Annotated in this window: 21 protein-coding genes; 12 read left to right on the forward strand and 9 right to left on the reverse strand. The window is 70.0% G+C overall.

All coding sequences use genetic code 11. The features are described 5' to 3' along the window. Nucleotides 1–172 precede the first annotated feature (172 nt). Nucleotides 173–1,954, reverse strand: coding sequence for a glycoside hydrolase family 36 protein (locus ACGFJ2_RS25090; RefSeq protein ID WP_393472046.1), 1,782 nt, complete (start codon nucleotides 1,952–1,954; stop codon nucleotides 173–175). 13 nt (nucleotides 1,955–1,967) lie between these two features. Beyond that, nucleotides 1,968–3,134, reverse strand: a complete 1,167-nt coding sequence (locus ACGFJ2_RS25095; protein ID WP_357945213.1) for an ROK family transcriptional regulator — start codon at nucleotides 3,132–3,134, stop codon at nucleotides 1,968–1,970. A 72-nt stretch (nucleotides 3,135–3,206) separates the two neighbouring features. Between ACGFJ2_RS25095 and ACGFJ2_RS25100 the strand changes: the two genes are divergently transcribed. Beyond that, entirely contained in the window at nucleotides 3,207–5,267 is a 2,061-nt protein-coding gene (locus tag ACGFJ2_RS25100) for an alpha-galactosidase (RefSeq protein ID WP_358181177.1), read from the forward strand. An 11-nt stretch (nucleotides 5,268–5,278) separates the two neighbouring features. Here the strand turns inward: ACGFJ2_RS25100 and ACGFJ2_RS25105 are convergent, their stop codons facing one another. Beyond that, entirely contained in the window at nucleotides 5,279–5,881 is a 603-nt protein-coding gene (locus ACGFJ2_RS25105; protein WP_393472049.1) for a TetR/AcrR family transcriptional regulator, read from the reverse strand. Between the two features lie 101 nt (nucleotides 5,882–5,982). Between ACGFJ2_RS25105 and ACGFJ2_RS25110 the strand changes: the two genes are divergently transcribed. The 6 genes from ACGFJ2_RS25110 (at nucleotide 5,983) to ACGFJ2_RS25135 (ending at nucleotide 11,935) form a co-directional block, all read left to right on the forward strand. Next, nucleotides 5,983–7,173, forward strand: a complete 1,191-nt coding sequence (locus ACGFJ2_RS25110) for a cytochrome P450 (protein ID WP_357945220.1) — start codon at nucleotides 5,983–5,985, stop codon at nucleotides 7,171–7,173. A 4-nt stretch (nucleotides 7,174–7,177) separates the two neighbouring features. Further along, nucleotides 7,178–7,372 carry a ferredoxin gene (locus tag ACGFJ2_RS25115; RefSeq protein ID WP_393472053.1) on the forward strand — a complete coding sequence of 65 codons (195 nt, stop codon included), beginning with the start codon at nucleotides 7,178–7,180 and terminating at the stop codon, nucleotides 7,370–7,372. Nucleotides 7,373–8,460: 1,088 nt separating this feature from the next. Next, nucleotides 8,461–8,907, forward strand: a complete 447-nt coding sequence (locus ACGFJ2_RS25120) for an SAV_6107 family HEPN domain-containing protein (RefSeq protein WP_357945223.1) — start codon at nucleotides 8,461–8,463, stop codon at nucleotides 8,905–8,907. A gap of 894 nt (nucleotides 8,908–9,801) precedes the next feature. Continuing rightward, nucleotides 9,802–10,428: an FAD-dependent oxidoreductase gene (locus ACGFJ2_RS25125; RefSeq protein WP_393472057.1), complete on the forward strand. Its 627-nt coding sequence runs from the start codon at nucleotides 9,802–9,804 to the stop codon at nucleotides 10,426–10,428. Then, a complete protein-coding gene (locus tag ACGFJ2_RS25130) occupies nucleotides 10,425–10,934 on the forward strand; it encodes a hypothetical protein (protein WP_393472060.1) in 510 nt (169 codons plus the stop codon). Before ACGFJ2_RS25125 ends, ACGFJ2_RS25130 begins: the two co-directional genes overlap by 4 nt. A 104-nt stretch (nucleotides 10,935–11,038) precedes the next feature. Next, on the forward strand, nucleotides 11,039–11,935 hold the full coding sequence (locus ACGFJ2_RS25135; protein WP_358181174.1) for an RNA polymerase sigma-70 factor: 897 nt from the start codon (nucleotides 11,039–11,041) through the stop codon (nucleotides 11,933–11,935). Nucleotides 11,936–12,762: 827 nt separating this feature from the next. Here ACGFJ2_RS25135 and ACGFJ2_RS25140 read toward each other — a convergent pair. The 6 genes from ACGFJ2_RS25140 to ACGFJ2_RS25165 form a co-directional block, all read right to left on the reverse strand. After that, nucleotides 12,763–13,047 carry a hypothetical protein gene (locus tag ACGFJ2_RS25140; RefSeq protein ID WP_358181171.1) on the reverse strand — a complete coding sequence of 95 codons (285 nt, stop codon included), beginning with the start codon at nucleotides 13,045–13,047 and terminating at the stop codon, nucleotides 12,763–12,765. Between the two features lie 420 nt (nucleotides 13,048–13,467). Beyond that, entirely contained in the window at nucleotides 13,468–13,962 is a 495-nt protein-coding gene (locus ACGFJ2_RS25145; protein WP_026214021.1) for a transcriptional regulator, read from the reverse strand. Between the two features lie 437 nt (nucleotides 13,963–14,399). After that, nucleotides 14,400–15,266 carry a universal stress protein gene (locus tag ACGFJ2_RS25150; RefSeq protein ID WP_393472064.1) on the reverse strand — a complete coding sequence of 289 codons (867 nt, stop codon included), beginning with the start codon at nucleotides 15,264–15,266 and terminating at the stop codon, nucleotides 14,400–14,402. After that, on the reverse strand, nucleotides 15,263–16,687 hold the full coding sequence (locus ACGFJ2_RS25155; protein ID WP_357945239.1) for an amino acid permease: 1,425 nt from the start codon (nucleotides 16,685–16,687) through the stop codon (nucleotides 15,263–15,265). The genes ACGFJ2_RS25150 and ACGFJ2_RS25155 overlap by 4 nt, the downstream gene beginning before the upstream one ends. 17 nt (nucleotides 16,688–16,704) lie before the next feature. Further along, nucleotides 16,705–17,640, reverse strand: coding sequence for a carbamate kinase (arcC, locus tag ACGFJ2_RS25160; RefSeq protein WP_358181169.1), 936 nt, complete (start codon nucleotides 17,638–17,640; stop codon nucleotides 16,705–16,707). A gap of 3 nt (nucleotides 17,641–17,643) precedes the next feature. After that, the gene (locus tag ACGFJ2_RS25165) at nucleotides 17,644–18,888 is read right to left on the reverse strand and encodes an arginine deiminase (RefSeq protein ID WP_357945243.1); all 1,245 of its coding nucleotides are present in this window, start codon (nucleotides 18,886–18,888) and stop codon (nucleotides 17,644–17,646) included. A gap of 237 nt (nucleotides 18,889–19,125) precedes the next feature. Between ACGFJ2_RS25165 and pyrR the strand changes: the two genes are divergently transcribed. From pyrR to carB, 5 genes are read left to right on the forward strand one after another with little or no spacing between them, the layout of a single operon-like run. Then, nucleotides 19,126–19,698: a bifunctional pyr operon transcriptional regulator/uracil phosphoribosyltransferase PyrR gene (gene pyrR, locus ACGFJ2_RS25170; RefSeq protein ID WP_357945245.1), complete on the forward strand. Its 573-nt coding sequence runs from the start codon at nucleotides 19,126–19,128 to the stop codon at nucleotides 19,696–19,698. Next, on the forward strand, nucleotides 19,695–20,612 hold the full coding sequence (locus ACGFJ2_RS25175; protein ID WP_358181166.1) for an aspartate carbamoyltransferase catalytic subunit: 918 nt from the start codon (nucleotides 19,695–19,697) through the stop codon (nucleotides 20,610–20,612). The genes pyrR and ACGFJ2_RS25175 overlap by 4 nt, the downstream gene beginning before the upstream one ends. Beyond that, complete coding sequence (locus tag ACGFJ2_RS25180; RefSeq protein ID WP_393472070.1) at nucleotides 20,609–21,895, forward strand: dihydroorotase; 1,287 nt, start codon at nucleotides 20,609–20,611, stop codon at nucleotides 21,893–21,895. Before ACGFJ2_RS25175 ends, ACGFJ2_RS25180 begins: the two co-directional genes overlap by 4 nt. Then, entirely contained in the window at nucleotides 21,892–22,998 is a 1,107-nt protein-coding gene (gene carA / locus ACGFJ2_RS25185) for a glutamine-hydrolyzing carbamoyl-phosphate synthase small subunit (RefSeq protein WP_357945253.1), read from the forward strand. The genes ACGFJ2_RS25180 and carA overlap by 4 nt, the downstream gene beginning before the upstream one ends. Beyond that, nucleotides 22,985–26,281, forward strand: a complete 3,297-nt coding sequence (gene carB, locus ACGFJ2_RS25190; protein WP_393472074.1) for a carbamoyl-phosphate synthase large subunit — start codon at nucleotides 22,985–22,987, stop codon at nucleotides 26,279–26,281. The genes carA and carB overlap by 14 nt, the downstream gene beginning before the upstream one ends. The last annotated feature ends 28 nt before the right edge of the window (nucleotides 26,282–26,309 follow it).

A 26,309-nucleotide genomic window follows, 5' to 3' on the forward strand; every position in this document is an offset into this window, starting at 1 on the left:
TACGCGGCATGGGCTGCTGCGTAAGCAGCACGGGAATCCTCGCCTCTTCAGGGCGAGGAGCACGTCAATCGCAGCAGGTGCTCTTCCGCGACTGCCGCGCATACTAGTCGCGGCACGCATTCGTCTCCAACGGGGCAAAGCACGGTGCGGCTTCTAGGCCTGGGTCCAGCGCCTACGAGGCGGCTTCTGAGCCCAGGTCCAGCCGGAGCAGCCCGCCGGTGGGCACTGTGATCGTGTGCGTGCCGGGGGACAGCTCCAGCGTCGTGTCGCTCACCGTACGGCCCCGGCAGGTCTGGACCCTGGCGCGGGCCGTACCGGAGTGGCCGACCTGGAGCAGCACGTCGGCCGAGTCGTCTGCGTTGGCCAGCCAGAACGTGCCCGCCTCCGGGACCGCCACCGGCAGCGGCGCGTAGCGGGCGGTGATCATCGTATCCGCCGAGCGGGCCGTGACCTGCGGATAGACCAGATCGGGACGGGCCGGCTCGAACGCGCCGTGCTGCAGCACATCGGCGTGCTCCTTGACGAAGCCCAGCCAGAACCGCAGCACCTCCAGCTGCCCGGGCGTCTGCGTGGTGAGGTCCACCGAGATCTGCGGGACCGCGAACAGCACGTTGACCAGCTGCGCCGCGACCCGCTCCGGGGTCTCGTCCGGGTGCCACATCAGCATGTCGGCGTGCACGGCCAGCGGCCCGGCGATCAGGCGCAGGTCCACCGTGCGCTGGCGGTTGTGCGCCGGGCTGAGCGGGCAGTCCGAGGCGCGGACCATCGTCGCGTACGGCCACAGCCCCGGGCTCACGTACGGCTGGCGCAGCTCCACCAGGCAGTCGCGGGGCAGCATGGCCAGGAGTCTGCGCACGCCCTCGTTGACCGTCGCGCAGTCGGCCTCGGGCCCCGGCTCGGGCGGGTCCTCCACGGCGAACTGGTCGATGAAGTCGATCTTCAGGCCGTCCATGCCCCACTCCTGGACCGCGCGGGTCAGGTGGCCGGCGAGGAGCTCGCGGATGTAGGGGTAGCGCGGGTCGACGATGACCGCGTTCATGTGCTCCTTGTAGGCCAGCGAGTAGGGCTGTACGCGGTCCCAGAGCGCGGTGTGGCGGCCGACGAACGGCAGGGCGTACCAGAGCAGGTAGGCGAGCCCCGCCTGCTTCACCGCCGCCACGTGTCCGGAAATATCGGGAAAAGACGTGGCGGAGGGCTCCCACTCGCCGACGTGCCCGTAACCGCGCCCGCGGTCGTCGCTGTGCCAGCCGTCGTCCACGATGATCGCCTCGCAGCCCAGCTCGGCCGCCGGGCCCGCCTGCCGCTCCACGCTCACGGCGTCGACGTGCTGCTGCATGGCGTACCAGGTGGAGTACGCGGGCATCCGCGCCACCTCGGGCACCTCTCCCGCCGGGCCGCGCCACCCCTCGGCCACGTCCGCGCGCCACCACTCGGCCACGTCCGCGAGTGTGCGGGCGAACGGCCGTCCGGTGAGGTCGAGCCGTAGCACCAGGCCGGTGCCGGGCTCGGCGTCGTGCTCGGCCCAGAAGCCGAAGTCCCCGGTCTCCTCCACCACCCCGGTGCGGATGCGCACCGGCCGGACCACCTCGCCGACGGCGTACGTGCACAGCGACACGTCACCGGCGCCCACCAGGCAGCCCACGGGGGCGTTCTTCTCCAGGGCGGCCACCCGGGGCTTGCGCCAGAACGGCGGCAGCCCTCTGTGCTCGCCGCCGTCGGGCGCCCAGAAGGCCGTGGCGGCCACGCACGGCACCCGCCACGCCACGCGGACGACCGCCGGCCGGTCCGGGGTGATCCGCACCTCGTGGACGCCCTCGGCGTCCTCGGTGACGGTCCACGTCAGCTCGGCCGCCGCCGTCGCGGTCAGTTCCGTCGCGCCCGCGTGGACGCGTACCTCGCGGGTCTCGCCCGGAGCGCGGTCGTGCGGCTGCCAGATCCCGGTCGTCGCGGTCACTGCCACTCCTGAGTCACTGTCGCTCCTGGAGAGTGAAGAAGGTCTGGATGGCGACCGAGGCCGCGCCGCGCGCCCACTGCTCGAAGGGCCGGGGGCGCAGGAAGATCCGGCAGTCGGCCGCCGCCCCGAACGCCTGGCTCGCGAACGACCGGCTGATCTGCTCCTCGAACAGGTCGTAGGCCGCCAGCCCCTGCACGTCGCCGGTCACGATGATGCGCTCGGGCCCGATGAGGTTCGCCATGGCCGCCATGGCCAGCCCGATCGCGTGCCCCGCCCTGGCGAACACCTCGCGCGCCGCCACGTCGCCCGCGTGGGCGGCGTCGATGGCCGCGTCGATGGTCAGCGACGCGTCGCCGGTGGCCTCGCGGACCGCGGCCACGATGGGCGCGGTCCCGGCGATCGCCTCGACGCAGCCGCGTCCCCCGCAGTGGCACGCGGGCTCCTCGCCGCCGACCGGGACGTGCCCGATCTCCCCGGCGACGCCGTGCGATCCGGCCACGATCCGGTCGTTCACCACCAGCCCGCAGCCGATGCCCACCCCCACCGTGACCACCGCGAACGACGACGCGCCGATGCCCTCGCCGAACCACTGCTCGGCCACGGTGAGGGACTTGACGTCGTTCTCGACGGTGACCCGCAGGCCCGTCGCCTCGGCGGCCAGCCGGGCCAGCGGCACCTGCCGCCAGTTGAGGAAGGGGGAGTAGCGCACCATACCGTGCGCCTTGTCCACATCGCCCGACACGGCCAGGCCCAGCGCGTGGCAGCGCTGCCGGTAGGCCGGGTCGGCGGCGAGCAGCTCGGCCACGAGGTCGGCCAGCGTCGCCACCACGTCCTCGGGCGAGGACGCCGTCAGAGGGCGGTGCGCGCCGACGAGCACCTGGGCGCGCAGGTCGGTGACGACGCCGATGAGCTCGTCGTCGGTGATCTTCACGCCGGTGAAGAACTCCCGGTCCGGCTTGATGGCCAGCGGGCTGGCCGGTCGGCCCGCGCCGGGGCCCGGCCGGTCCGTGGCCTCCAGCTCTTCCAGATAGCCCGCCTCGATGAACGGGCGCGCCGCCTTGGTGACGGCGGCGGACGACAGCCCCGTCCGCCTGGCGATCTCCACCCGGGAGACCGGCCCCTGCGTCAGGACCATGGTGAACACGGTGGCCGCCGCGGGAGTGGTGAGCGGTGCAGGCATGATGGGCATCGTAACACTAATTAACTTCGTTAAGAATTGATTCGAAGGGCCCATCGATCTAGGCTCCGGGACATGCCTTCGGTGACCTTCGACGCGGCCAGCCGTACGTATCTGCTGCCCACCTCAACCGCCAGCTACGTCCTCGGGCTCGACGCCGACGATACCCCCGTCCACCTGCACTGGGGACCCCTTCTGACCCAGGAGCAGGCGGCGTCGCTGCCCCGCCCGGCGGCACCCCCCGCGAGCAGTTTCGACGGCGCGGGACCGGCCGAGGAGCTCGGCACCGAGGCGGGCGCGCGCTTCGGCACTCCGTCGCTGCAGATCGCCTTCCCGGACGGGGCCCGGGGCGTCGACTGGCGCCATCTCGGTCACACGATCGACGGGGGACACCTGACGGTCCACTTCCGGGACGCCGTCCAGCCGTTCGAGGTGGACCTGCACTACCGGGTGCGCGGCGACGTCGTGGAGCGGTGGACCGCGCTGCGCTCGGAGGTGCCCGTGACGATCCTGCGGTGCGACTCGGCCGCGTGGAGCGTTCCGCCGCTGTCCGGGTACCGGCTCAGCCACGCCGTCGGCGGGTGGAGCGCCGAGCACGGGCTGCGCCGTACCGACCTCACCGTGGGCGAGACGACGCTGACCAGCAGGCGAGGGCTGAGCAGTCACCACGCCAACCCGTGGCTCACCGTCGACGGAGGCGACGCGGGCGAGCGCCACGGCGAGGTGTGGAGCTGCGCGCTCGCCTGGAGCGGCAGCTGGCGCATCACGGTCACCCGCGACCCGTCGGGGAGCGCGGGGTGGACGGGCGGGTTCGGCCACGAGGGCCTCACCTGGCGGTTGGAGCCGGGGGAGGAGTGGGTGACGCCGGTGTTCGCCGGGGTCTATGCTCCCGACGGGTTCGGCGGGGCCAGCCGCCGCTGGCACGAGCACATCGCCGGGTACGTGCTGCCCCAGCCGGAGGAGCTGCGCCCGGTGGTCTACAACGCCTGGGAGGCCGTCGGGTTCGAGGTGGCCGAGTCGAACCAGAAGGAGCTGGCCGCGCTCGCCGCCCGCGCGGGGGTGGAGCTGTTCGTCATGGACGACGCCTGGTTCGGCGGGCGCACCGGCGACAGCGCCGGGCTCGGCGACTGGTGGCCGAACCCGGACCGCTTCCCCAACGGGCTGGCTCCGCTCATCGACGAGGTCCACGGGCTGGGCATGCGGTTCGGCCTCTGGGTCGAGCCCGAGATGGTCAACCCCGACAGCGACCTCTACCGTGCCCACCCCGACTGGGTGCTGCACATGCCCGGCCGCCCGCGTACGCTGCTGCGCAACCAGCTCGTCCTCAACTTCGCCCGGCCCGACGTCGCGGACTGGGCGCACAAGTGGCTGCACCGGCTGGTCGGCGAGCACGGCGTGGACTTCCTGAAGTGGGACTTCAACCGGGCCTTCACCGAGGCGGGCTGGCCCGGCGCCGCCGACCAGGACCGGCTCTGGATCGACCACGTGCGAGCCGTCTACTCGATCATGGACCGGCTCCGTGCCGACCATCCGCACCTGCGCATCGAGGCGTGCGCGGGCGGCGGCGGCCGTACCGACCTGGGCATGCTGGCCCGTACCGATCAGGTGTGGACCTCCGACAACACCGACGCCCACGACCGCGTCGCCATCCAGCACGGCTTCAGCCAGATCTACCCGGCCCGCGTGATGGCCGCCTGGGTGACCGACAGCCCGAACCCGCTCACCCGCCGCCTCACCCCGCTCAGCTTCCGCTTCCACGTCGCCATGGCCGGCGCCCTCGGCCTCGGCGGCGACCTGCTGAAGTGGAGCCCGGCGGAGCTGGCCGAGGCCGCCGAGCTGGTCGCCGTCTACAAGGACATCAGGCCCGTCGTCCAGCTCGGGCGGCAGGACAGGCTCGAGTACGGCGTGCAGTACACCTACGGCGACCGGACCGTCGTACTCGCCTGGCGGGGGCCGGTCGCGCACGGGACACCGCTCGTGCCGCTCCGCCTGGCCGGGCTCGACCCGCTGGGCCGCTACCGCGACGAGGACACCGGGCAGCTGCATCACGGAGCCCTGCTGATGTCGGCGGGCCTGCGGCCGGACCTGCCTCCGGGCGACTACACCAGCGCACTGATCCGCCTGCGCTCGGTGTAGTCGAGTCGGTCTTATCCGATTGATGAAAGGCCGCGCAGGGCGAGCTGGGCGGCGCGCACGGCCGACTCCTCCGCCTGCTCCAGCGACCCGCCCCGGTTGATGGTGGAGATGACCGCGAGCTTGGTGGCGCCGATCAGCGCGCCCACGGCCGCCGCCGCGTCCACGTGGTCGAGCTCGTCGGGAAAGGCGTCCTCCAGTGCCCGCGCCAGCTGGAGCTGGCTGTCGAACAGCAGATGCAGCGCCCGTGCCTGCAAGGAGGGGACGGTCATGATGAGCCGCATCCGCAGGGGCGCGTCCAACACTCGGAAGTCGTCGTCGCTCGCCCACCGCAGGCTCGTCCGTACGAGCCGCAGCAGCAGGTCCGCCACGCGTTCGCCGGGCATCCTGGACGAGATCATCTCGATCGCCCGCGCGATGCGGGACGCGCTGTCGAAGAACAGCACGTCCTCCTTACTGACGAAGTAGCTGAAGAACGTCCGCGTCGACACCTCGGCCTCGGCCGCGATCTCGGCCAGCGTGGTCTCCTCGAAACCCTTCTCGTCGAACAGCCGGAGCGCGGCCTCGATCAGCGCCCGGCGTGTGCGCTGCTTCTTGCGCTCCCGTAGTCCCACCATGCCGGGAACTGTACCGCCAAACTTAGGGATTTTCATCCATTGAAGTTTTGCAGCGAATGAGGTTTTCTGGTGGAGTTGACCAAGCGAAAAGGAGCCACACCATGTCGGATCTGACCCTCACCACCACCCGCCAGCGCCCCTTCGATCCACCTGACGAAATCGCCGAGCTGCGAGAACAAACGCCGATCCACCGCATGACCTACGCCGACGGGCACCTCGGCTGGATCGTGACCGGCTACTCCGCCGCCCGCGCCGTGCTCGCCGACGCGCGCTTCAGCAACCGCCCCGAGCTCATCCACCCGCCGATCCCGGCCCGGCTGCAGCTCGCGAAGGAGCAGGGTTTCCGGGTGCCGCCCGGGTTCTTCCTGCGCATGGACGCCCCCGAGCACACCCGCTACCGCAAGCTCCTCACCGGCCAGTTCACCGTGCGCAGGATGAAGGAGCTGGAGCCGAGGATCGCCGAGATCACCGACGCCTGCCTGGACGCCATGGAGGCCGCGGCCAAGCCGGTGGACCTGGTGCAGGAGTTCGCGCTGCCCATCCCGTCGCTGGTCATCTGCGAGCTGCTGGGGGTGCCGTACGAGGACCGGGCGCAGTTCCAGGAAGACACCAAGGTGCTCGTCAACCTGGAGATCAAGGCCGAGGACGCCATGGGCGCGATGACGCGCATCTCCGCGTACCTGTACGGGCTGATCCAGCGCAAGCGGGCGAAGCCGGAGGACGACCTGCTCAGCGGGCTGATCGAGGGCGGCGAGCTGAACGACGAGGAGCTCACCGGCGTCGCGTTCCTGCTGCTGGTGGCCGGCCACGAGACGACCGCGAACATGCTCGGCCTCGGCACGTACGCGCTGCTCACCAACCCCGCCCAGCTCGCCCTCATGCGTGACGACCCGTCGGCGGTCGAGAACGGCGTCGAGGAGCTCCTGCGCTACCTCACGATCATCCACCTCGGCCCGGTCAGGAGCGCCCTGGTCGACGTCGAGATCGAGGGCCAGCTCATCAAGGCCGGCGAATCGGTCGCGATCCACCTCCCGGTGGCCAACCGCGACCCCTCCCGCTTCCCGGACGGCGACACCCTCGACCTGGCCCGGCCCGCCACGGGCCACCTCACGTTCGGCCACGGCATCCACCAGTGCCTCGGCCAGCAACTGGCCCGGGCCGAGATGCGCATCGCCTACCCGGCGCTCCTGCGGCGCTTCCCCGGCCTACGCTTGGCCATATCACCGGAGGAGGTGCCGATGCGCTCGGACATGAGCATCTATGGTGTGCACCGCCTCCCTGTCACCTGGTAGGTCAATGATGGAGATCAAGGCAGACACGACGGTGTGCATCGGTGCGGGCATGTGCGCGCTGACGGTGCCGGCGATATTCGACCAGAGCGAGGAGGAGGGGACCGTGGTGGTCCTTGACTCCACCCCACCGGCCGAACTGGAAGAAGCCGTCCGCCGCGCCGTGACGCTGTGCCCGTCAGGCGCCATCTCGGTGGTCTGATTTCGATTTGCTGGGTCCTTCGTGTCGACGGCGGGTGCCTTCTGTCGTACCGGTCTGGCCGGCCGACTTACGGCTCGCCCAGCCCGAACCTTCCCCGCCGTCGCCGCGACCGTCTTCTGGGGCGCTCGTCCATCGGGGCTGACCCTTACTGGGCCGACCGCCTATCGGGCTGGCCGTGTGCCCGGATGCCCCCACGGGCCCGATCGCTTACCGGCCGGATCGCCCACCGGCCCCACCCTGCACTGGCCCACTGCGCACCGCGCACTGGCTCATGGGGCACCGGCCCATCGCCCCTCGGTTGCAGGCAGCCAGCGCGGATGCGCCAGGTTCGCGGACCTGCTGAGGCGCCGACCAGTTGGGTGCGGACCGCTGATCCCAGACCTCCGGATAGTCCTTGAGCGCGCTGCCCGTTCCGCGGACCTCCGCGTCCTCCTGCGGACCGTCATCTCACTGCAGCTGTTCGCCCCCTGGAGCCTGGACCCCCACCTCCCTGGACTTCCACCTCCCTGGGGACCCCCGCCCCCCTGGACCTCAATCCCCTTTCTGGACCTTCACAGCCCTCTGGAGACTCCGCCGGGGCGGCCTGGGCGCCGGATCTCCGCTGAGGCGGACCCTCGCCAAGGGGTCGGCCTCTACGTGTTCGCGTGCCTCTCGCATGGCCTCTACACGCCTTTGCCCGTCCCTCAACCTCGGTCCCTCAACAACCTTGGCCACCAACCTCGTCCCGCCGCACGTCAATGGGCATGTAGTCCACCCTCCCCCACGCTGATCGAATCTGTGTTCGTAGAACAGGTTGACACCGAGCGTGATCGAAATTATGTTCGACCTAGTGACGTGAGGCTCGCGGCTCACGTCGTAGGACCTGGTCGCGGGCCGTTCGCTTCCCCCAAGCGAGACCCGCGATCAGGCTCCAGGGCGAAGGGCGTGTCCTCGTCGTCGGCGGAGACGAGTGGGCGCGTCCTGGCCGGACGGGGTGCGGGGAAGCTCCTCGTCCGGCCAGCCCGGCGGAATTGTCGGTGGAGTCTGCGAACCTTGGCTTCACCGGCGGAGACGCCGGGAGCCGCCATGACTCCAAGGAGGCGCGCAAGATGGCACCAAGGCTCAGCGATACGCAGGGGCCCCGGCTGTCGCCCGCAGTTAGGGCGCACCTGACGGATTCACATTCCTGCCTGGCGGAGGCGACAGCCGCTCGCACCCCGGCATCCCGATACGTGGCAGCGCACCTGGCAGCCCTACGAGCGGCGGCGGCGATCCTGGCCGCCCGCCCACGCCCCATGGAAGGCCGCAGGCGCCGCCTGCGCAGCGCCTGGGAGCTGCTCCCGGAGGCGGAGCCCAAGCTCGCGGAATGGGCCGCCTACTTCTCGGTGAGCGCCGCCAAGCGCGCCGCCGCCGAGGCCGGCATGGTCCGTGGCGTCAGCGCGGCCGACGCGGACGAGCTTTTGGCCGAAGCCGACACCTTCGTCGCCGTAGTCCAGGACATCCTGGGCGTCCCCGCTCAACCCCCACTCCCGGTCGAGGTCCCCCTGGCCGGCTGACCACACCGCTCGCGCCGCCGACCCCGACGGCGAGTGGGCAGCCGGACAACTCGAACACGAGCGAACACACCGACCCAGGCGAGGGCCAGCAGACCATCCCGACCAAGGACGACCCCGCCCAACCGGTGGAAGCAGAGCGCGACGCCTGAAGCATGCGCAAAGACGCCGCATGCAGACGATCGAACGCCGCGAACTTGGGCGGGCAGGCGGTCGAGGAGGATCTCCGCAGAATTGAACGGTAGGCCAAGGGGCCTCGTGGTCCATCGGCAGGGCGGCAGGGGGAACGTCAGGCCGTCCAGTTCTCAACGGCGATCGCGCTGCTGCCGGCCTGGGCCAGCTCGATGATCTGCGTCATGGACAGGGTCTTGCGGAACCTGTGACCCATCCGTTCCTCCATGGCCGCGCGGCCGAACTCGAGGATGTCTCTGGCGTCACCCGGCTACCGGACCGACTCTGACGTGAGCAGGACTCCTATGAGTTCCTTGAGGCGGCCGGTGATGCGGCGGTACCCCTGCGTGTCGATCTGGACCAGGTCTCCGGTACGCAGCCGGCCGTTGAGGGCAACAGTGTCTTGGCGGCCTGGGGGTCGGCCAGGTAGCCGGGGCTGGTCGTGGCGGCCAAGGACCTCGCGCGGCCACCGCCGGGAGGACCCCGCGCGGCCACCGCCGGGGGCCGTGCCAGGCCGAATACAGCGGGCTGGGCCCCGCTCGCCCGCTACCGCGAGGGTCCTCGTCCCTTGCCCGACCTCGTCAGGGCCGTGTTACGCCACTCGCGGCGGAAGGGGGCGGCGTTTCCGCCTGCGTCTCCTCCGTTGTGCGTTAAGTCTCATCCGCGGGTTGTTACACCGGATGCGCGGCTGGTGTCTCCATGTCGAGTTCACAACACGAGGGAGACATGATGAACGGGAACGTCGCGGTGGTCGTGGTCGGTGGCGGGTACGGGGGCGTGACGGCGGCCAATCGCCTGGCTCGGCGCGATGGCGTGTCGGTGACCCTGGTCAATCCGCGTCCCGACTTCGTCTCGCGGATCCGTCTGCACCAGCTCGTGACCGGCTCCAAGGACGCGGTCGAGGACTTCGGTGAGGTTCTGGGCAGGAACGTCCGGCTGGTGGTCGACACCGCGACCCGGATCGACGCTGCCGAACGCCGGGTCTCGCTGGCGGGCGGTGGCACACTCTCCTACGACTACCTCGTCTACGCGGTGGGCAGTGGCGCCGCCGATCCCGGCGTGCCCGGAGCGGCGGAGTTCGCTCATTCGGTGTCGACCCTCGAGGGAGCGCGACGACTGCGGTCGGCCCTGGCCGCGACGCCCGCGACGGCTCCGGTGACCGTGGTCGGGGCCGGCCCGACCGGCCTGGAGACCGCCGCCGAGCTGGCGGAACTGGGCCGCAAGGTCACCCTGGTCTGCGGCAATGTGCTGGGTCCCTACCTGCATGCCCGGGTCCGCCGCCTGGTCGCTCGCCGGCTCGCCGAGCTGGGTGTGACCATCCTCGAAGGTCCCGGCGCGCGGGTGGCGGAGTGACACGCGAGGCGATACGGCTCGACGACGGCCGTCAGCTGCCCAGCGCGGTGACGATCTGGACCGCGGGATTCCGTGTCCCGGACCTGGCTGCCCGCAGCGGGCTGCGCACCGACACCGAAGGCCGCCTGATCACCGACACGACGCTGACCAGTGTGGACGACGTGCGCATCGTCGCCGCTGGGGACGCGGCGGCGATGACGGACCGGCCATTCCGGATGAGCTGCCAGGCCGCCGTGCAGCTGGGCCCGGGGGCCGCCACCACGATTCTGCGGCGGGTCGCGGGGAAAACACCCGCTCCCGTCCGGTTGCTGTTCGCCGGGCAATGTCTCAGCCTCGGCCGCAACGAGGGCATCACCCAGTTCTCCTACCTGAACGACAGGGTGAACGCGCTCCACATCAGCGGGCGGCTTGGTGCCCCCGTCAAGGAGATCGCCTGCCGGTTCACCCTCAATCAGTTGGTGTCCGGGGCACGCAAGGCCACCTCCGGCGCATCCCACCTGACCTGATCAGTGGGGAGGCCGCTGCCGACGACCCCGTCTTTGGACTGGGTACATATCCACGGTCTGCTTCCGGCTTGTGAGGCCGACCACGAGAGAGTGAAGCGCACGACATGAACGACCACGTCACCGACCCCGCGACCGAGGCCTTCGTCGCCCACCGAGACCTGCTGTTCACCGTCGCCTACGAGATGCTCGGATCGGCGGCGGACGCCGAGGACGTCCTCCAGGAGGCCTGGCTGCGGTGGGCGAAGGTCGACCTGGGGCAGGTGCGGGACCAGCGCGCATACCTGGTACGGATCACGACCCGGCAAGCACTCAACCGGCTACGGACTCTCCAACGGCGCAAGGAGGCCTACGTCGGCCCCTGGCTGCCCGAGCCCCTGCTCACCGCGCCGGACGTGGCCGAGGACGTCGAACTGTCCGAGAACCTGTCGATGGCACTCATGTTCATCCTCGAAACCCTCTCACCGACCGAACGCGCCGTCTTCGTGCTGCGCGAGGTCTTCGACATCGGCTACGACGACATCGCCGCCGCGATCGGCAAGAGTCCCGCCGCCGCACGCCAGATCGCCTACCGCGCACGCCGGCACGTCGACGCCCGCCGACCGTCCACACCGGTTTCCCAGGAAGAAACCCGGGCGGCGTTGAATTCGTTCCAGTCCGCGCTCGTGACCGGGGACCTGCAGGGGCTGCTCGACGTACTCGCCCCGGATGTTGTTTTCGTCAGCGACGGCGGCGGCCTCAAGCTGGCGGCCCTGCGGCCGGTCGTCGGCGCCGACAAGGTGCTCAGTTACATGGCCGGCAGTCTCGGCAAGGCCGGCGGCACCTTCACCAGTGAGCCCACGACGGTCAACGGCAACCCCGGACTCATCCTGCGCCTGGACGACGTGATCGACGGCGTGCTGGCCTTCCGCGTGGACAACGCCCGCGTCACGGGCCTCTACTACGTCCGCAACCCCGAAAAACTCACCCGCGTCGAGTCGGAAACCCCCCTCACCTCCCGCTGACCCTGCCTCGACGCGGCAGACGATCCCCCCAGCACGATCAGCCGGACGACCAGCACGAGCACACCGACCCCGGCTCACAAAAACCCCACTGACCAGCGCTTTTATGGGAGCCCAGGCAAGTGCCACCTACCGAAGGGGCGAGGAGAGTCTTCCCCCTCCCACCGGCCGCTCCCCCTAGAGAAAGTAAGAGCAGACGCATGTCCCACACCTACCGCAACGCTGTCATCCCCGAGCGAGTCGTGAACCTGGACGAGGCCCGACAACGGCACGGTGCGATGGCCGACCACGCGGCCCAGCTGGTCATGGCCGGAGACCCGCTGGCCGACGCCGTGATCGCCGAACTCGACCAGCTGGGCAAGGAAGGCCGCCACATCCTCAACAGGGGACTCGCCGACGGTCTTGCCAGCCTGGGCGAACAGCCGCCCTCCTCCACGGCCTGCTGCGGCGTGCCTTCGGCAGCGAGCTCTCCGACCACCTGGGCATCCCTGAATCGGACGCCACTCCGCTGCTGCCTCTGGTCGCTCTCCTCAACAGCCAGGCCAGGCGCTGGCAGACCTTCACGGCTGACTCCGCCGAGATGGCCCGCCGCGAGAACGCGCAAAGTCCCGGCCCCGATGAAGCCTTCCGCCTTCCCGGCGGCACCGCTTACGAGCAGAACATCGCCGTGCCCACCACGGCATGAACGATCCTCGCGCGATCTGCTCGCCCCGAGCGCTCAGATCCGCTCCACGCGCCTCAACATGCTCGCTCTGCGAGGCCCGGCCCGCTCGGCGCACGAGTCCCGGCCGGGCTGCCCGCCCGTCCTCAGTGGCGCGTCAGGAGGTGGTTCACATCGGATCGCACAGCGGTACGGTGCTGTAATCCTCGCCGTTCACCGGTCGGATGTCCTGCCAGCGCACCCACCGGGCCTGGCCCATGTGCTCGGTGCCGTCGTCGGTGTTCAGCGTCTGCGGGGGCCATAGCAGGAATCCCCACCGCTCTCCCTCCGTATCGCCCCAAGCCAGCAGATAACGCGCCTCGCCGCCGCAGTCGGTGGTCGAGAACGTCGTCGCGGCATGTTCGACGATCGGCGGCCGCCACAACCCTGGTAGGCCTTTCATGTCGAGATGCATTGATCCATTATACGAACTGGAGTTCGATATCGCTAGACGACACGCCGTTTCCCGGGCCCCATCTGGGCGAACGCGATGGGCATCTGGACGGCCAGACTCCGCTGGACCTGCGTGGCCGGGCCTGCGTGTACGTGTGTGGGCGTGCGGGCACGGCGGGGGTGCGGCGGGGTCCGCGTGAGAGACCTGTACGGCAGGACCACGGGCCTGGAGGCGTGCGGAAAGGGCCGCCCTACTGGGGTCTTCGGCCTGGTCGGCGGGTGGTGGGTCCCGTGCGTGCCCGGACAAAGCCCGTCCTCGTGCTCCCGCACGAAGGTTCGTCGTGCTCCCGTACGGAGGTTCACCGTGCCGCCGTACGCGAGCACCAAGACGAAAAAGCGGGACGCGCCCGTCACATGGCGCGCCCCGAAAAAACAGGAGCGGTCAGAAGGACTCGACGGCGCGGCGGGCCTCCGCGTCGAGGACGCCCCAGCTGATGAGCTCCTCCGTCAGCTCGCTCGGCGACTTGTCGTAGATCACGGCCAGGGAACGCAGGTCCTCCTGGCGGATCGACAGGACCTTCCCGTTGTAGTCGCCACGCTGGCTCTGGATGGTGGCCGCGTACCGGGCGAGTGCCCCGGCCTTCTCCTTCGGCAGCGTCGCAAGACGTTCCAGGTCGATGACAAGCTTCGGTGTCGGGCCGAGCGGGCTCGGCGCGGCACCGCCGGGCAGCAGCTCGGAGACGGGCACCCCGTAGAAGTCGGCAAGCTCGGCAAGTTTCTGAACCGTTACAGCACGGTCGCCACGCTCGTACGAGCCCACGACCACGGCTTTCCACCTGCCACGCGACTTCTCTTCGACTCCGTGCAGGGACAGGCCCTGCTGGGTGCGGATGGCGCGGAGTCGTGCACCCAGCGACTTTGCGTACTCAGACGGCATCGTGTGGCCCCCCGGCTCTCGTATGTAGCGCTCTCAGTAGATTGTGCTCCCTTGCGGCGAATGCCCCGGCCACCGGGGGGTGTGTGCCTTGTTAGGCACCATCGGTAGCCATGGCTCTGGGTTTACCCCATAACGCCGCGCAGTGTGGTTACGCACAGTGACGGTAAAGGGGCGGACGCCGAAGGTCAAGCTGATTGGAAAAAAGATGCCGAATCCGATCCGGGATGGAACGACTTAATAGCCCCTCTTGTCCCCTGAGTAACAATACTTCGTCACTGTTTGTCCGGTGACATGCATGGTGGAAATCACCTCTAAACCATGTCAGTGATCGCGTGGAGACCGAGGTGAGAGGCACTGAGAAGGGCTGGCCGGGGCCATCCAAGAGCGCCGCGAAGGGCGGTGGACCCGGCGATGGGGCGGGTGGTGTGGCGTCGGGATCAGTCTTGACGGGTTAGGATCATGACCGGACACGTGGCCGCACGGACGATTTTGAGCGACGTGTCGCCGAGGAACACCCGCCGCAACGGCCCCGCGTTGCTGGAGGCGCAGATGAGCAGTTCGCCCGGCGACCACGACGTCTGGCCCATGGCCTGTGCCACGTCGCGGCCCTCCAGGATCTCGAACTCCGCCCGGATGTGCCGCCGCTGCCCGGTGGCCGCCGCCTGCAGGTCGTCCGCCACCTGGTCGCGCAGCCGCGTGAGCATGTCCTCCTCGATCTTGGCGCGGCGGGCGCCGCGGATCAGCAGGGTGACCAGCCGCAGCGGCACGTCGAGGATGACCGCGGCCTGGGCGGCGTCGCGGACCGCGGCGTCGGCGCACGGGCCGCGGCGGTAGGCGACGGTGATCCGCTCGACGGCGGTGGGCGGCGCGTCCGCGTAACCGCGTGGGGCCAGCATGACCGGCACCGTCGAGGAGTGCAGCAGTTGGTCGGCGGTGCTGCCGACGGAGATGCGGCCCCTGCCGCCGCCCGGCGCGGAGCCGATCACGACGACGTCGGCCGCGCGTTTGCGGGCCAGGTCCACCAGCCCGCGCCCACTGCCTTTGTTGGTGTGGACGATGTAGTCGGCCTTGTCGCCGGTGAGCGCCCGGGCCTGCCCGAGCGTGGCCTCCGCCTGTTCCTGCAGATACTTGCGCCACTCCGTCAGGTCGGCGCGCGCGGGCCCCGGCGTGGTCCACGCGGGCGGCTGCACGTACGCCACCGTCAGCTGCCCCTTGACCTGTCCGGCCAGGAGCATGGCCAGCGCCAGCGCGTCACGTCCTCTCGGCTCGGGGATGAATCCGGCCAGTACGCTTTCGAGCTTCATCGAGGCACCTCGGTGTTCAACCGCGAGTGGCGATAGCCGTACAGGAAATAACAGATCAGGCCCACCAGCATCCAGAGGCCGAACGCCTGCCAGGTGACGCCGGCCAGACCGGCCATCACGATGACGCAGAAGATCGTGCCGAGGATCGGCGTGGCGGGGAAGAGCGGCGTGCGGAAGCTGCGCGGCAGCTCGGGGCTGCGGTAGCGGAGCACGAGCACGCCGATGTTGACGATGGCGAAGGCGAACAGCGTCCCGATGCTCGTGGCCTCGGCGAGCTGGCCCAGCGGCACCAGTCCGGCCAGTACGGAGATGAACGCCGCCACGATGAGCGTGTTGGCGACGGGCACCTGGCGGCGCGGGTTCACCTTCTGGAAGATGTGCGGGATGAGCCCGTCGCGGGACATGGCGAACAGGATGCGGGTCTGGCCGTAGATGACGGTCAGGACGACGCTGGCGATGGCCACGACCGCGCCGAAGGAGACGATCAGGCCCGGCCAGGTGGCGCCGGTGGCGAGGTCGACGATGTAGGAGAGGCTGGCTTCGGTGCGCTCGGGGTCGAAGTCGGTCCACGGCATGGCGCCGATCGCGGCCACGGCCACCACGACGTAGATGATCGTGACGATGGCCAGCGACAGGATGATCGCCAGGGGCAGGTCGCGCTTGGGGTTCTTGGCCTCCTCACCGGCGGTGGAGGCGGCGTCGAAGCCGATGTAGGAGAAGAACACCTGCGAGGCGGCGGCCGTGACGCCCGCGACGCCCATGGGCGCGAACGGCGAGAAGTGCCCGGCCCTGAACGCGGTGAAGGCCACCACGCAGAAGAAGATCAGCACGGCGACCTTGATGAGCACGAACACGGCGTTGGCCGTGGCGCTCTCCGACGCCCCGCGCAGCAGCAGCCAGGTGGCCAGCAGCACGATGAGGATCGCCGTGACGTTGACCACACCGCCGTCCTGGCCGGGGGAGTGGGTGATCGACGCGGGCAGCTCCCAGCCGAACAGGCCCTTCAGGAAGGAGTTGAGGTATTCGCCCCAGCCGACGGACACCGCCGCGACCGACACCGCGTACTCCAGCATGAGGCACCAGCCGCAGATCCAGGCGACGATCTCGCCCAGCGTCGCGTACGCGTAGGAGTAGGACGAGCCGGACACCGGGATCGTGCCGGCCAGCTCCGCGTACGACAGCGCGGAGAACAGCGCCGTGATCGCGGCCAGCACGAAGGCCAGCACGACGGCGGGACCCGCCTTCGGCACGGCCTGCCCGAGGATGACGAAGATGCCGGTGCCGAGCGTGGCGCCGACGCTGAACAGCGTGAGCTGCCACAGCGACATCGTGCGGCGCAGCTCACCGCCCTCGCCGTGGCCGCCTTCGGCCACGATCTGGTCGGTGGGCTTGATGCGGAAGAGCCGTTGGGCGAGTGCCATCGAAACCTCCTAGAGCCCTAAAGCGTGCTGGTCAGCGGCCAGCGGGCGTTCGGCGTGACGATCGTGCCGGCGGTGCCTTCCAGGATCTGCTCCGCCTGCCCGAGCTCGCCGATGGCCGCCATGTCGCCGGTGGTCTCCACGAAACGGCAGACCGCTTCCACTTTCGGCCCCATGGAGCCCGCTGGGAAGTCGAGGGCGCGTAGTTCGTGCGGGGTGGTGTTCGCGAGTTCGCTCTGGTGCGGCGTGCCGAAGTCCTTCAGTACGCGCGGCACGTCGGTCAGGATGAGGAAGGCGTCGCATTCGAGCGCCTCGGCCAGCATCGACGCCGTGGAGTCCTTGTCGATGACCGCCTCGACGCCGGACAGGCGGCCGTGCTCGTCGCGGATGACCGGGATGCCGCCGCCGCCCGCGCAGATCACCACGACCCCCTCGCGGACCATCTTGCTGATCAGCCGCGTCTCCACCACGCGCTGCGGGGTGGGGGAGGGGACGACGCGCCGCCAGTCGTGGCCGTCGGCGGCGACCGTCCAGCCGTACTCTTTGGCCAGCTTCGTGGCCTCCTCCTGGTCGTAGACCGGGCCGACGAACTTGGTCGGGTTGTCGAAGGCCGGATCGACCGCCGACACGAGCGTCTGCGTCACCATGGCCAGGACCTGCCGGCCGGGCAGCGCGTTCTGCAGGGCCTGCAGCATCCAGTAGCCGATCATGCCCTGCGTCTCGGCGCCGAGCGTGTCGAACGGGTAGGGCTTGGTCAGGCGGGGGTCGTTGGCGCTCTCCAGCGCCAGCAGGCCCACCTGCGGCCCGTTCCCGTGGGTGATGATCAGCTCGTGCTTCTCCGCGAGCTTGGCCAGCGTCTTGGCCGCGTTGGCGACGTTGGCGATCTGCGGCTCCACGTCCGCCTGCTGGCTGCGCCGGAGCACCGCGTTGCCCCCCAGGGCGACGATGACCCTCATCGCTCAGAAGCCGTCCCGCTCGAGCGGGCAGCTCATGCAGCGCGGCCCGCCGCGCCCCCTGCCGAGCTCGCTGCCCCGGATGGTGATGACCTCGATGCCGTGGCCGCGCAGGAAGTTGTTCGTCGTGGTGTTGCGTTCGTAGGCGACGACCACGCCCGGTTCGATGGCCAGCGCGTTGCAGCCGTCGTCCCACTGCTCCCGCTCGGCGGCGTAGACGTCCTGCGTCGGGATGAGGACCTTGATGTCGTCCAGGTCCAGGGCCCGCGCCATGGCGCGGTGCATGTCCTCCGGCGGGTGGTCGGTGACCTTGAGCTCTTTCTCGGTGTCGCCCGGCTCGATCGTGTACGAGGGCAGCATGCCGAGCCCCGCGTACTTGGTGAACACGCCCACGTCCACCATCGTCATCACGGTGTCGAGGTGCATGAACGCGCGGGCCTTCGGCATGTTCAGCGCGATGATCTTCCGCGCGGAGCCGGCCTGGAACAGCCGCTGCGCGAGCATCTCGATGGCCTGCGGCTGGGTGCGCTCGCTCATCCCGATCAGCACCACGCCGCGCCCGAGGACCAGCACGTCGCCGCCCTCCAGCGTGGCCGGGGCGACCGACTGGCCGGGCAGCCACACGTTGTAGCCGCCCTTCTGCGGCCGGCCGAACCCGTCGGCGAAGGTCGGGTGGAACTCGTAGACGGCCTCCATGTTCACCGTCTCGCGCATGCGCGCCTTCTTCTTCATCGCGTTGATCGAGACGCCGTCGTACACCCAGCAGGAGGTGTCGCGGGTGAACAGGTGGTTCGGCAGCGGCGGCAGGATGAAGTCGTCGTCACCGGCCGCGTGGTAGGACATCGACTTGGGGTCACAGCCCGCCTCGACCATCTCGCGTTTGGTGATGCCCCCCGTCAGGTACATCTGCAGGGTCTTGGAGTCCATGGAGTCAAGGGTGTTGCGGATGTCGTCGACGGCCAGGGGGCCCATGAAGCGCTCGTCGAGGATCCCGTCGAGGATGTGCTTACGCGCTTCGGGGATCTCGATCGTCTCTCTGAGCAGGTCCGCCAGCATGTGGACCTTGACGCCGCGCTCCCGCAGCACCTGCTGGAACTCCTCGTGCTCCTCCATCGCGCGCTGCACCCACAGCACGTCGTCGAAGAGGAACGCGTCCTTGTTGGTCGGGGTGAGCCGCTTGAGCGCCAGGTCAGGCTTGTGCAGCAGCACCTGGTAGAGCTTGCCCACCTCGGAGTCGACATGGAAGGTCATTGTCCCTGTATCCCCTCGAAGCAGGCGGACGTCAACGCGCTGGCACCGCCCGCGATGCCCGTCACGTGCCCCGCGTGGACGGTTCCGACACGGAAAGGGCGGGGAAATTACCCAACCGTGGGCGGCCATGGGGAGTAGGTGGCAAGAGTTCTGGCTGGTAGCCCCTGGTACTGTGTGTCACGACCAACACCCTTTTAAGACCCGTCCCGTGAGGCGGGAAAGGTGGTGAGCTCTGCCGTGTCCGAATCCCCAACGTCCGACCTGACACCCTTGTCGAGGGCTGTTCTGGAGGGCCCGGACATCCACCGGGCGCTGACTCGTATCGCGCACGAGATCCTCGAACGAACCAAGGGCGCCGACGGTGTCGTCCTCCTCGGCATCCCGACCCGCGGCGTCACTCTGGCCCGCCGGCTCGGTGACCGCATCGAGCGCTTCGAAGGCGTCAAGATCCCCGTCGGCTCGGTCGACATCACGATGTACCGCGACGATCTCCGGCTCCGGCCCGCCCGGCCGCTCGGCCACACCGAGCTGCCGCCCGACGGCATCGACGGCAGGATCGTGGTGCTGGTGGACGACGTCCTGTACTCCGGCCGCACCGTCCGCGCGGCGCTCGACGCGCTCAACGACCTCGGCCGCCCGACCGCCGTACAGCTGGCCACGCTGGTCGACCGCGGCCATCGCGAGCTGCCCATCCGCGCCGACTACGTCGGCAAGAACCTGCCGACCGCCAAGAGCGAGAAGGTGAAGGTCTACCTGCAGGAGACCGACGGGCGCGACGCCGTGCTGCTGATGAAGGAGGAGGCCAAGTGAACCGCCATCTCATCTCCGCGGGCGACCTCGGCAAGGACGACGCCCTGCTCATCCTCGACACGGCCGAGGAACTGGCGAGGGTCTCGGAACGTTCCATCAAGAAGCTGCCGACCTTGCGCGGCCGTACGGTGGTCAACCTGTTCTTCGAGGACTCCACCCGGACCCGCATCTCCTTCGAGGCGGCGGCCAAGCGGCTGTCCGCCGACGTCATCAACTTCTCCGCCAAGGGCTCCAGCGTCTCCAAGGGCGAGTCGCTGAAGGACACGGCGCTGACGCTGGAGGCGATGGGCGCCGACGCGGTCGTCATCCGCCACGGCGCCTCCGGCGCGCCGCACCGCCTGGCCAACTGGGTGCACGGCAGCGTCGTCAACGCCGGCGACGGCACCCACGAGCACCCCACGCAGGCGCTGCTCGACGCCTTCTCCATGCGCCGCCGCCTGGGCGGCCTGGAGGGCCGCAAGGTCACGATCGTCGGCGACGTCCTGCACAGCCGGGTCGCCCGCTCCAACGTGCTGCTCCTGGCCACGCTCGGCGCCGACGTCACACTGGTGGCGCCGCCCACGCTGCTGCCGGTCTCGGTCGACACCTGGCCGTGCGCGGTCTCCTACGACCTCGACGCGGTGCTGCCCAAGTCCGACGTGGTGATGATGCTGCGGGTGCAGAAGGAGCGGATGAACGCCGCCTACTTCCCGAGCGAGCGCGAATACTCCCGCCGCTACGGCCTCGACCGCGACCGCTTCGCCAAGATGCCCGACGAGGCCATCGTGATGCACCCCGGGCCGATGAACCGGGGCATGGAGATCGCCGCCGAGGTGGCCGACTCGCCGCGCTCGACCATCGTCGAGCAGGTCGCCAACGGTGTGACCATCCGCATGGCCGTCCTGTACCTGCTGCTCGGGGGAGAGACCTCGTGATCATTCGGAATGTACGGATTCTCGGCGGCGAGCCCGCCGACATCCGCATCGAGGACGGGGTGATCGCCGAGATCGCCCCGCGGATCGACGGGGAGGCGGCGATCGACGGCGGCGGCGCGATCGTGCTGCCCGGCCTCGTCGACCTGCACACCCACCTGCGCGAGCCCGGCCGCGAGGACGCCGAGACCGTGCAGACCGGCACCCAGTCGGCCGCCCGCGGCGGCTACACCGCCGTGCACGCCATGGCCAACACCTCGCCCGTCGCCGACACCGCCGGCGTGGTCGAGCAGGTCTGGCGGCTGGGCCGGGAGTTCGCCCACTGCGACGTCCAGCCGGTCGGCGCGGTCACCGTCGGCCTGGAGGGCAGGCAGCTGGCCGAGCTCGGCGCGATGGCCGACTCCGCCGCCCGGGTCCGCGTCTTCTCCGACGACGGCAGGTGCGTCGACGACGCCGTGCTGATGCGCCGCGCCCTGGAGTACGTCAAGGCGTTCGACGGCGTGATCGCCCAGCACGCCCAGGAGCCCAGGCTGACCGGCGGCGCCCAGATGAACGAGGGCGTCGTCTCCGGCCGGCTCGGCCTGACCGGCTGGCCGGCGGTCGCCGAGGAGGCGATCATCGCCCGCGACTGCCTGCTGGCCGCACACGTCGGCTCCCGGCTGCACGTCTGCCACGTCTCCACGGCCGGCTCGGTGGAGATCCTGCGCTGGGCCAAGTCCAAGGGCTGGAACATCACCGCCGAGGTCACCCCGCACCACCTGCTGCTCACCGACGACCTCGTCGAGGACTCGCCGGTCGGCGCCTACAACCCCATCTACAAGGTCAACCCGCCGCTGCGCACCCGCGCCGACGTCGAGGCGCTGCGCGCCGCGCTGGCCGACGGCACGATCGACATCGTCGCCACCGACCACGCGCCCCACCCGGTCGAGGACAAAGAGACCGAGTGGTCGGCCGCGGCCATGGGCATGGTCGGCCTGGAGACCGCGCTCAGCGTGGTGCAGGAGGCCATGGTCGACACCGGGCTGCTCGACTGGGCCGGCGTCGCCGAGCGCATGTCGATCGTGCCCGCGCGTATCGGCCGCCTTTCGGGGCACGGGCAACCGATCGAGGTGGGCGTACCGGCCAACCTCACGTTGTACGACCCGTCCGTCCGTACAGAGGTGGATCCGTCCGCCTTCGCGTCGAAGAGCCGCAACACGCCGTACGAGGGCATGACGCTCCCCGGCCGGGTCGTGGCGACCTTCCTGCGCGGCAAGCCGACAGTACTTGAAGGGAAGCTGGTGTGACTTCTGCGCTGCTCGTTCTGGAAGACGGTCGCGTCTTCCACGGAACCCCGTATGGCGCCGCGGGCGAGACGTTCGGCGAGATGGTCTTCAACACCGGCATGACCGGCTACCAGGAGACCCTCACCGACCCGTCCTACCACCGGCAGATCGTCGCGATGACGGCCCCCCACATCGGCAACACCGGCGTCAACGACGAGGACCCCGAGTCGGGCCGCGTCTGGGTCGCCGGCTACGTCGTACGCGAGCCGTCCCGCGTGGTCTCCAACTGGCGGGCCAACCGCTCGCTGGAGGACTACCTCAAGGAACAGGGCGTCGTCGGCATCGCCATGCCGGGCACCCGCGCGCTCACCCGCCACCTGCGCGAGCGCGGCGCCATGCGCGCCGGGATCTTCACCGATCCGACCGCGCCGGTCGATGAGCTCGTCAAGCGCGTACGGCGGGTGCCGGTCATGGAAGGCGCGAACCTGGCCGCCGAGGTGGCCACGGCCGAGCCGTACGTCGTGCCGGCCATCGGCCAGAAGCGGTTCACGGTCGCGGCCGTGGACCTGGGCATCAAGGGCATGACCCCGCACCGGATGGCCGAGCGCGGCTGCGAGGTGCACGTGCTGCCGGCCACCGCCACCTTCGAGCAGATCATGGCGGTGGGCCCGGACGGGGTGTTCTTCTCCAACGGCCCCGGCGACCCGGCCACCGCGGACGTCTCCGCGCTGCGCGGGGTGCTGGAGGCGAAGGTGCCGTTCTTCGGGATCTGCTTCGGCAACCAGCTGTTCGGCCGGGCCCTGGGCCTGTCCACGTACAAGCTGCGCTACGGCCACCGGGGGGTGAACCAGCCGGTCCAGGACGTACGGACCGGCAAGGTAGAGATCTCCGCCCACAACCACGGCTTCGCGGTCGAGGCGCCGCTCGGCGAGCCGTTCGACACCCCCTACGGCCGGGCCGAGGTCAGCCACGTCAACCTCAACGACCGCTGCGTGGAAGGGCTGCGCCTGCTCGACGGGCGTGCCTTCAGCGTGCAGTACCACCCGGAGGCCGCCGCCGGCCCCCACGACGCCGCCTACCTTTTCGACGAGTTCTGTGAGGTCATGAACCGTGCCCAAGCGTGATGACATCAGGTCCGTCCTGGTGATCGGCTCGGGGCCGATCGTGATCGGGCAGGCGTGTGAGTTCGACTACTCCGGCACCCAGGCCTGCCGCGTGCTGCGCGACGAGGGGTTCCGCGTGATCCTCGTCAACAGCAACCCGGCGACGATCATGACCGACCCCGAGTTCGCCGACGCCACCTACGTCGAGCCGATCACCCCCGAGTACGTCGAGAAGATCATCGCCAAGGAGCGCCCCGACGCGCTCCTGCCGACCCTGGGCGGCCAGACCGCCCTCAACACCGCCGTCGCGCTGCACGAGTCGGGCGCGCTGGAGCGCTACGACGTCGAGCTGATCGGCGCCGACTTCGACGCGATCCAGGCGGGGGAGAACCGCGAGCGGTTCAAGGAGATCGTCGCCAAGGTCGCCCGCGAGCACGGCCTGAACGCGGAGTCGGCCAACTCGGTCGTCTGTCACACGATGGACGAGTGCCTGGCCGCCGCCACCGAGCTCGGCTACCCGCTGGTCGTGCGGCCCTCCTTCACGATGGGCGGCGTCGGGTCCGGGTTCGCCTACGACGAGTCGGACCTGCGGCGCATCGCCGGCGCCGGGCTGGACGCCTCGCCGACCACCGAGGTGCTCCTGGAGGAGTCGATCCTCGGCTGGAAGGAGTACGAGCTCGAGGTCATGCGCGACAAGCATGACAACGTGGTCATCGTCTGCTCCATCGAGAACATCGACCCGATGGGCGTCCACACCGGCGACAGCGTCACCGTCGCGCCCGCGCTGACGCTGACCGACCGCGAATACCAGAACATGCGCGACGTCGCGATCGCGGTCATCCGCGAGGTCGGCGTCGACACCGGCGGCTGCAACATCCAGTTCGCGGTCAACCCGGCGACCGGCCGCATGATCGTCATCGAGATGAACCCGCGCGTGTCCCGATCGAGCGCACTGGCCTCGAAGGCCACCGGCTTCCCGATCGCCAAGATCGCCGCCAAGCTGGCCATCGGCTACACCCTCGACGAGATCCCCAACGACATCACCAAGGAGACCCCGGCCTCCTTCGAGCCCACGCTCGACTACATCGTGGTCAAGGTGCCGCGGTTCGCCTTCGAGAAGTTCAGGGGCGCCGACCAGACACTCACCACCCACATGAAGTCGGTGGGCGAGGCCATGGCCATCGGCCGCTCCTTCCCCGAGGCGCTGCAGAAGGCGCTGCGCTCGCTGGAGAAGAAGGACTCCTCCTTCACCTGGGCCGGCCCCCAGCGGCCGAAGGCCGAGCTCATCGACGAGTCCCGCGTCCCGCACGACGGCCGGCTGCGCACCGTGCAGCAGGCCATCCGGGCCGGCGCCACCGCCGAGGAGCTCTTCGAGGCCACCCACATCGACCCCTGGTTCCTCGACCAGCTGTTCCTGCTGGACGAGGAGGCGCGGACCCTCGGCGAGGCCACCGAGCTGACCGCCGAGGTGCTGGAGCGGGCCAAGCGCCACGGCTTCAGCGACGCGCAGATCAGCGAGATCCGCGGCATCGACGAGGCCCGCGTACGCGACCTGCGCCACGCGCTCGGCCTGCGGCCGGTCTACAACACGGTCGACACCTGCGCCGCCGAGTTCGCCGCCAAGACCCCCTACCTCTACTCGGCCTACGACGAGGAGAGCGAGGTCCCGTACGGCGAGCGGGAGAAGGTCATCATCCTCGGCTCCGGGCCCAACCGCATCGGGCAGGGCATCGAGTTCGACTACGCCTGCGTGCACGCCTCCTTCGAGCTGTCGCGGGCCGGGTTCGAGACCGTCATGGTCAACTGCAACCCGGAGACGGTCTCGACCGACTACGACACCTCCGACCGGCTCTACTTCGAGCCGCTCACGCTGGAGGACGTGCTGGAGGTCGTACACGCCGAGCAGCAGACGGGCCCGGTCGCGGGCGTGATCGTGCAGCTCGGCGGGCAGACGCCGCTCGGCCTGGCGCAGGCGCTCAAGGACGCGGGCGTGCCCGTGGTCGGCACCTCGCCCGAGTCGATCCACCTGGCCGAGGAGCGCGGCGCGTTCGGCCGGGTGCTCGCCGAGGCGCAGCTGCCCGCGCCCAAGCACGGCACCGCGACGACCGTCGCCGAGGCGCTGACCGTGGCCGAGGAGATCGGCTACCCCGTGCTCGTCCGGCCCTCGTACGTGCTCGGCGGGGCCGGCATGGCCATCGTCTACGACGACGCGACGCTGACCACCTACATGGCGGCCCAGGAGGGCGGCCATCCGGTGCTGGTCGACAAGTTCCTCGACGAGGCCATCGAGATCGACGTGGACGCCCTGTTCGACGGCGAGGAGCTCTACCTGGGCGGCGTCATGGAGCACATCGAGGAGGCCGGGATCCACTCCGGCGACTCGGCGTGCGCGCTGCCGCCGATCACGCTCGGCAGCAACGACATCAAGCGCATCCGCGCCGCCACCGAGGGCATCGCCCGCGGCGTCGGGGTCCGCGGGCTGCTGAACGTCCAGTACGCCATGTCGGCCGGCGTCCTGTACGTCCTGGAGGCCAACCCGCGCGCCAGCCGTACCGTGCCGTTCGTCTCCAAGGCCACGGCGGTGCCGCTGGCCAAGGCGGCGGCCCGCGTGATGCTGGGCGCCTCGATCGCCTCGCTGCGCGAGGAGGGCATGCTGCCCGCCACGGGAGACGGCGGCACCCTGCCGCTGGAGGCGCCGATCGCGGTGAAGGAGGCGGTGCTGCCGTTCAACCGCTTCCGCGGCGTCGACATCGTGCTCGGGCCCGAGATGCGCTCCACGGGCGAGGTCATGGGCATCGACGAGTCCTTCGGCGTCGCCTTCGCCAAGTCGCAGGCGGCCGCGTACGGGGAACTGCCCATCAAGGGCCGGGCCTTCGTGTCCGTGGCCAACCGGGACAAGCGTGCGATGATCTTCCCGGTACGGGCGCTCGCCGACCTCGGGTTCGAGATCCTGGCCACCGAGGGGACCGCTGAGGTGCTGCGCCGCAACGGTGTCCATGCCAAGATCGTGCGAAAGCAGAGCGAGGGGCCCGGAGCCGGAGGTGAGCCCACGAGTGTCCAGTACATCCTCGACGGCGAGATCGACCTGATCGTCAACACGCCGTTCGGCAGTCCGGGCCAGTCGGGCCCGCGGCTCGACGGCTACGACATCCGCACCGCCGCCGTGCTGCGCGGCATCCCGTGCATCACCACGGTCGCCGGCCTCGCCGCCGCGGCCGCGGGCATCCAGGCCATCGTGCGGGGCGACGTCGGCGTACGGTCCCTCCAAGAGCACGGGCGGGCGCTGCGGGCGGCAGGGGCGTAGGGCTCGATCGACGGCAGGCTCCCGCGGG

The sequence above is a fragment of the Nonomuraea sp. NPDC049028 genome, from assembly GCF_043197735.1.
Taxonomy (GTDB): domain Bacteria; phylum Actinomycetota; class Actinomycetes; order Streptosporangiales; family Streptosporangiaceae; genus Nonomuraea.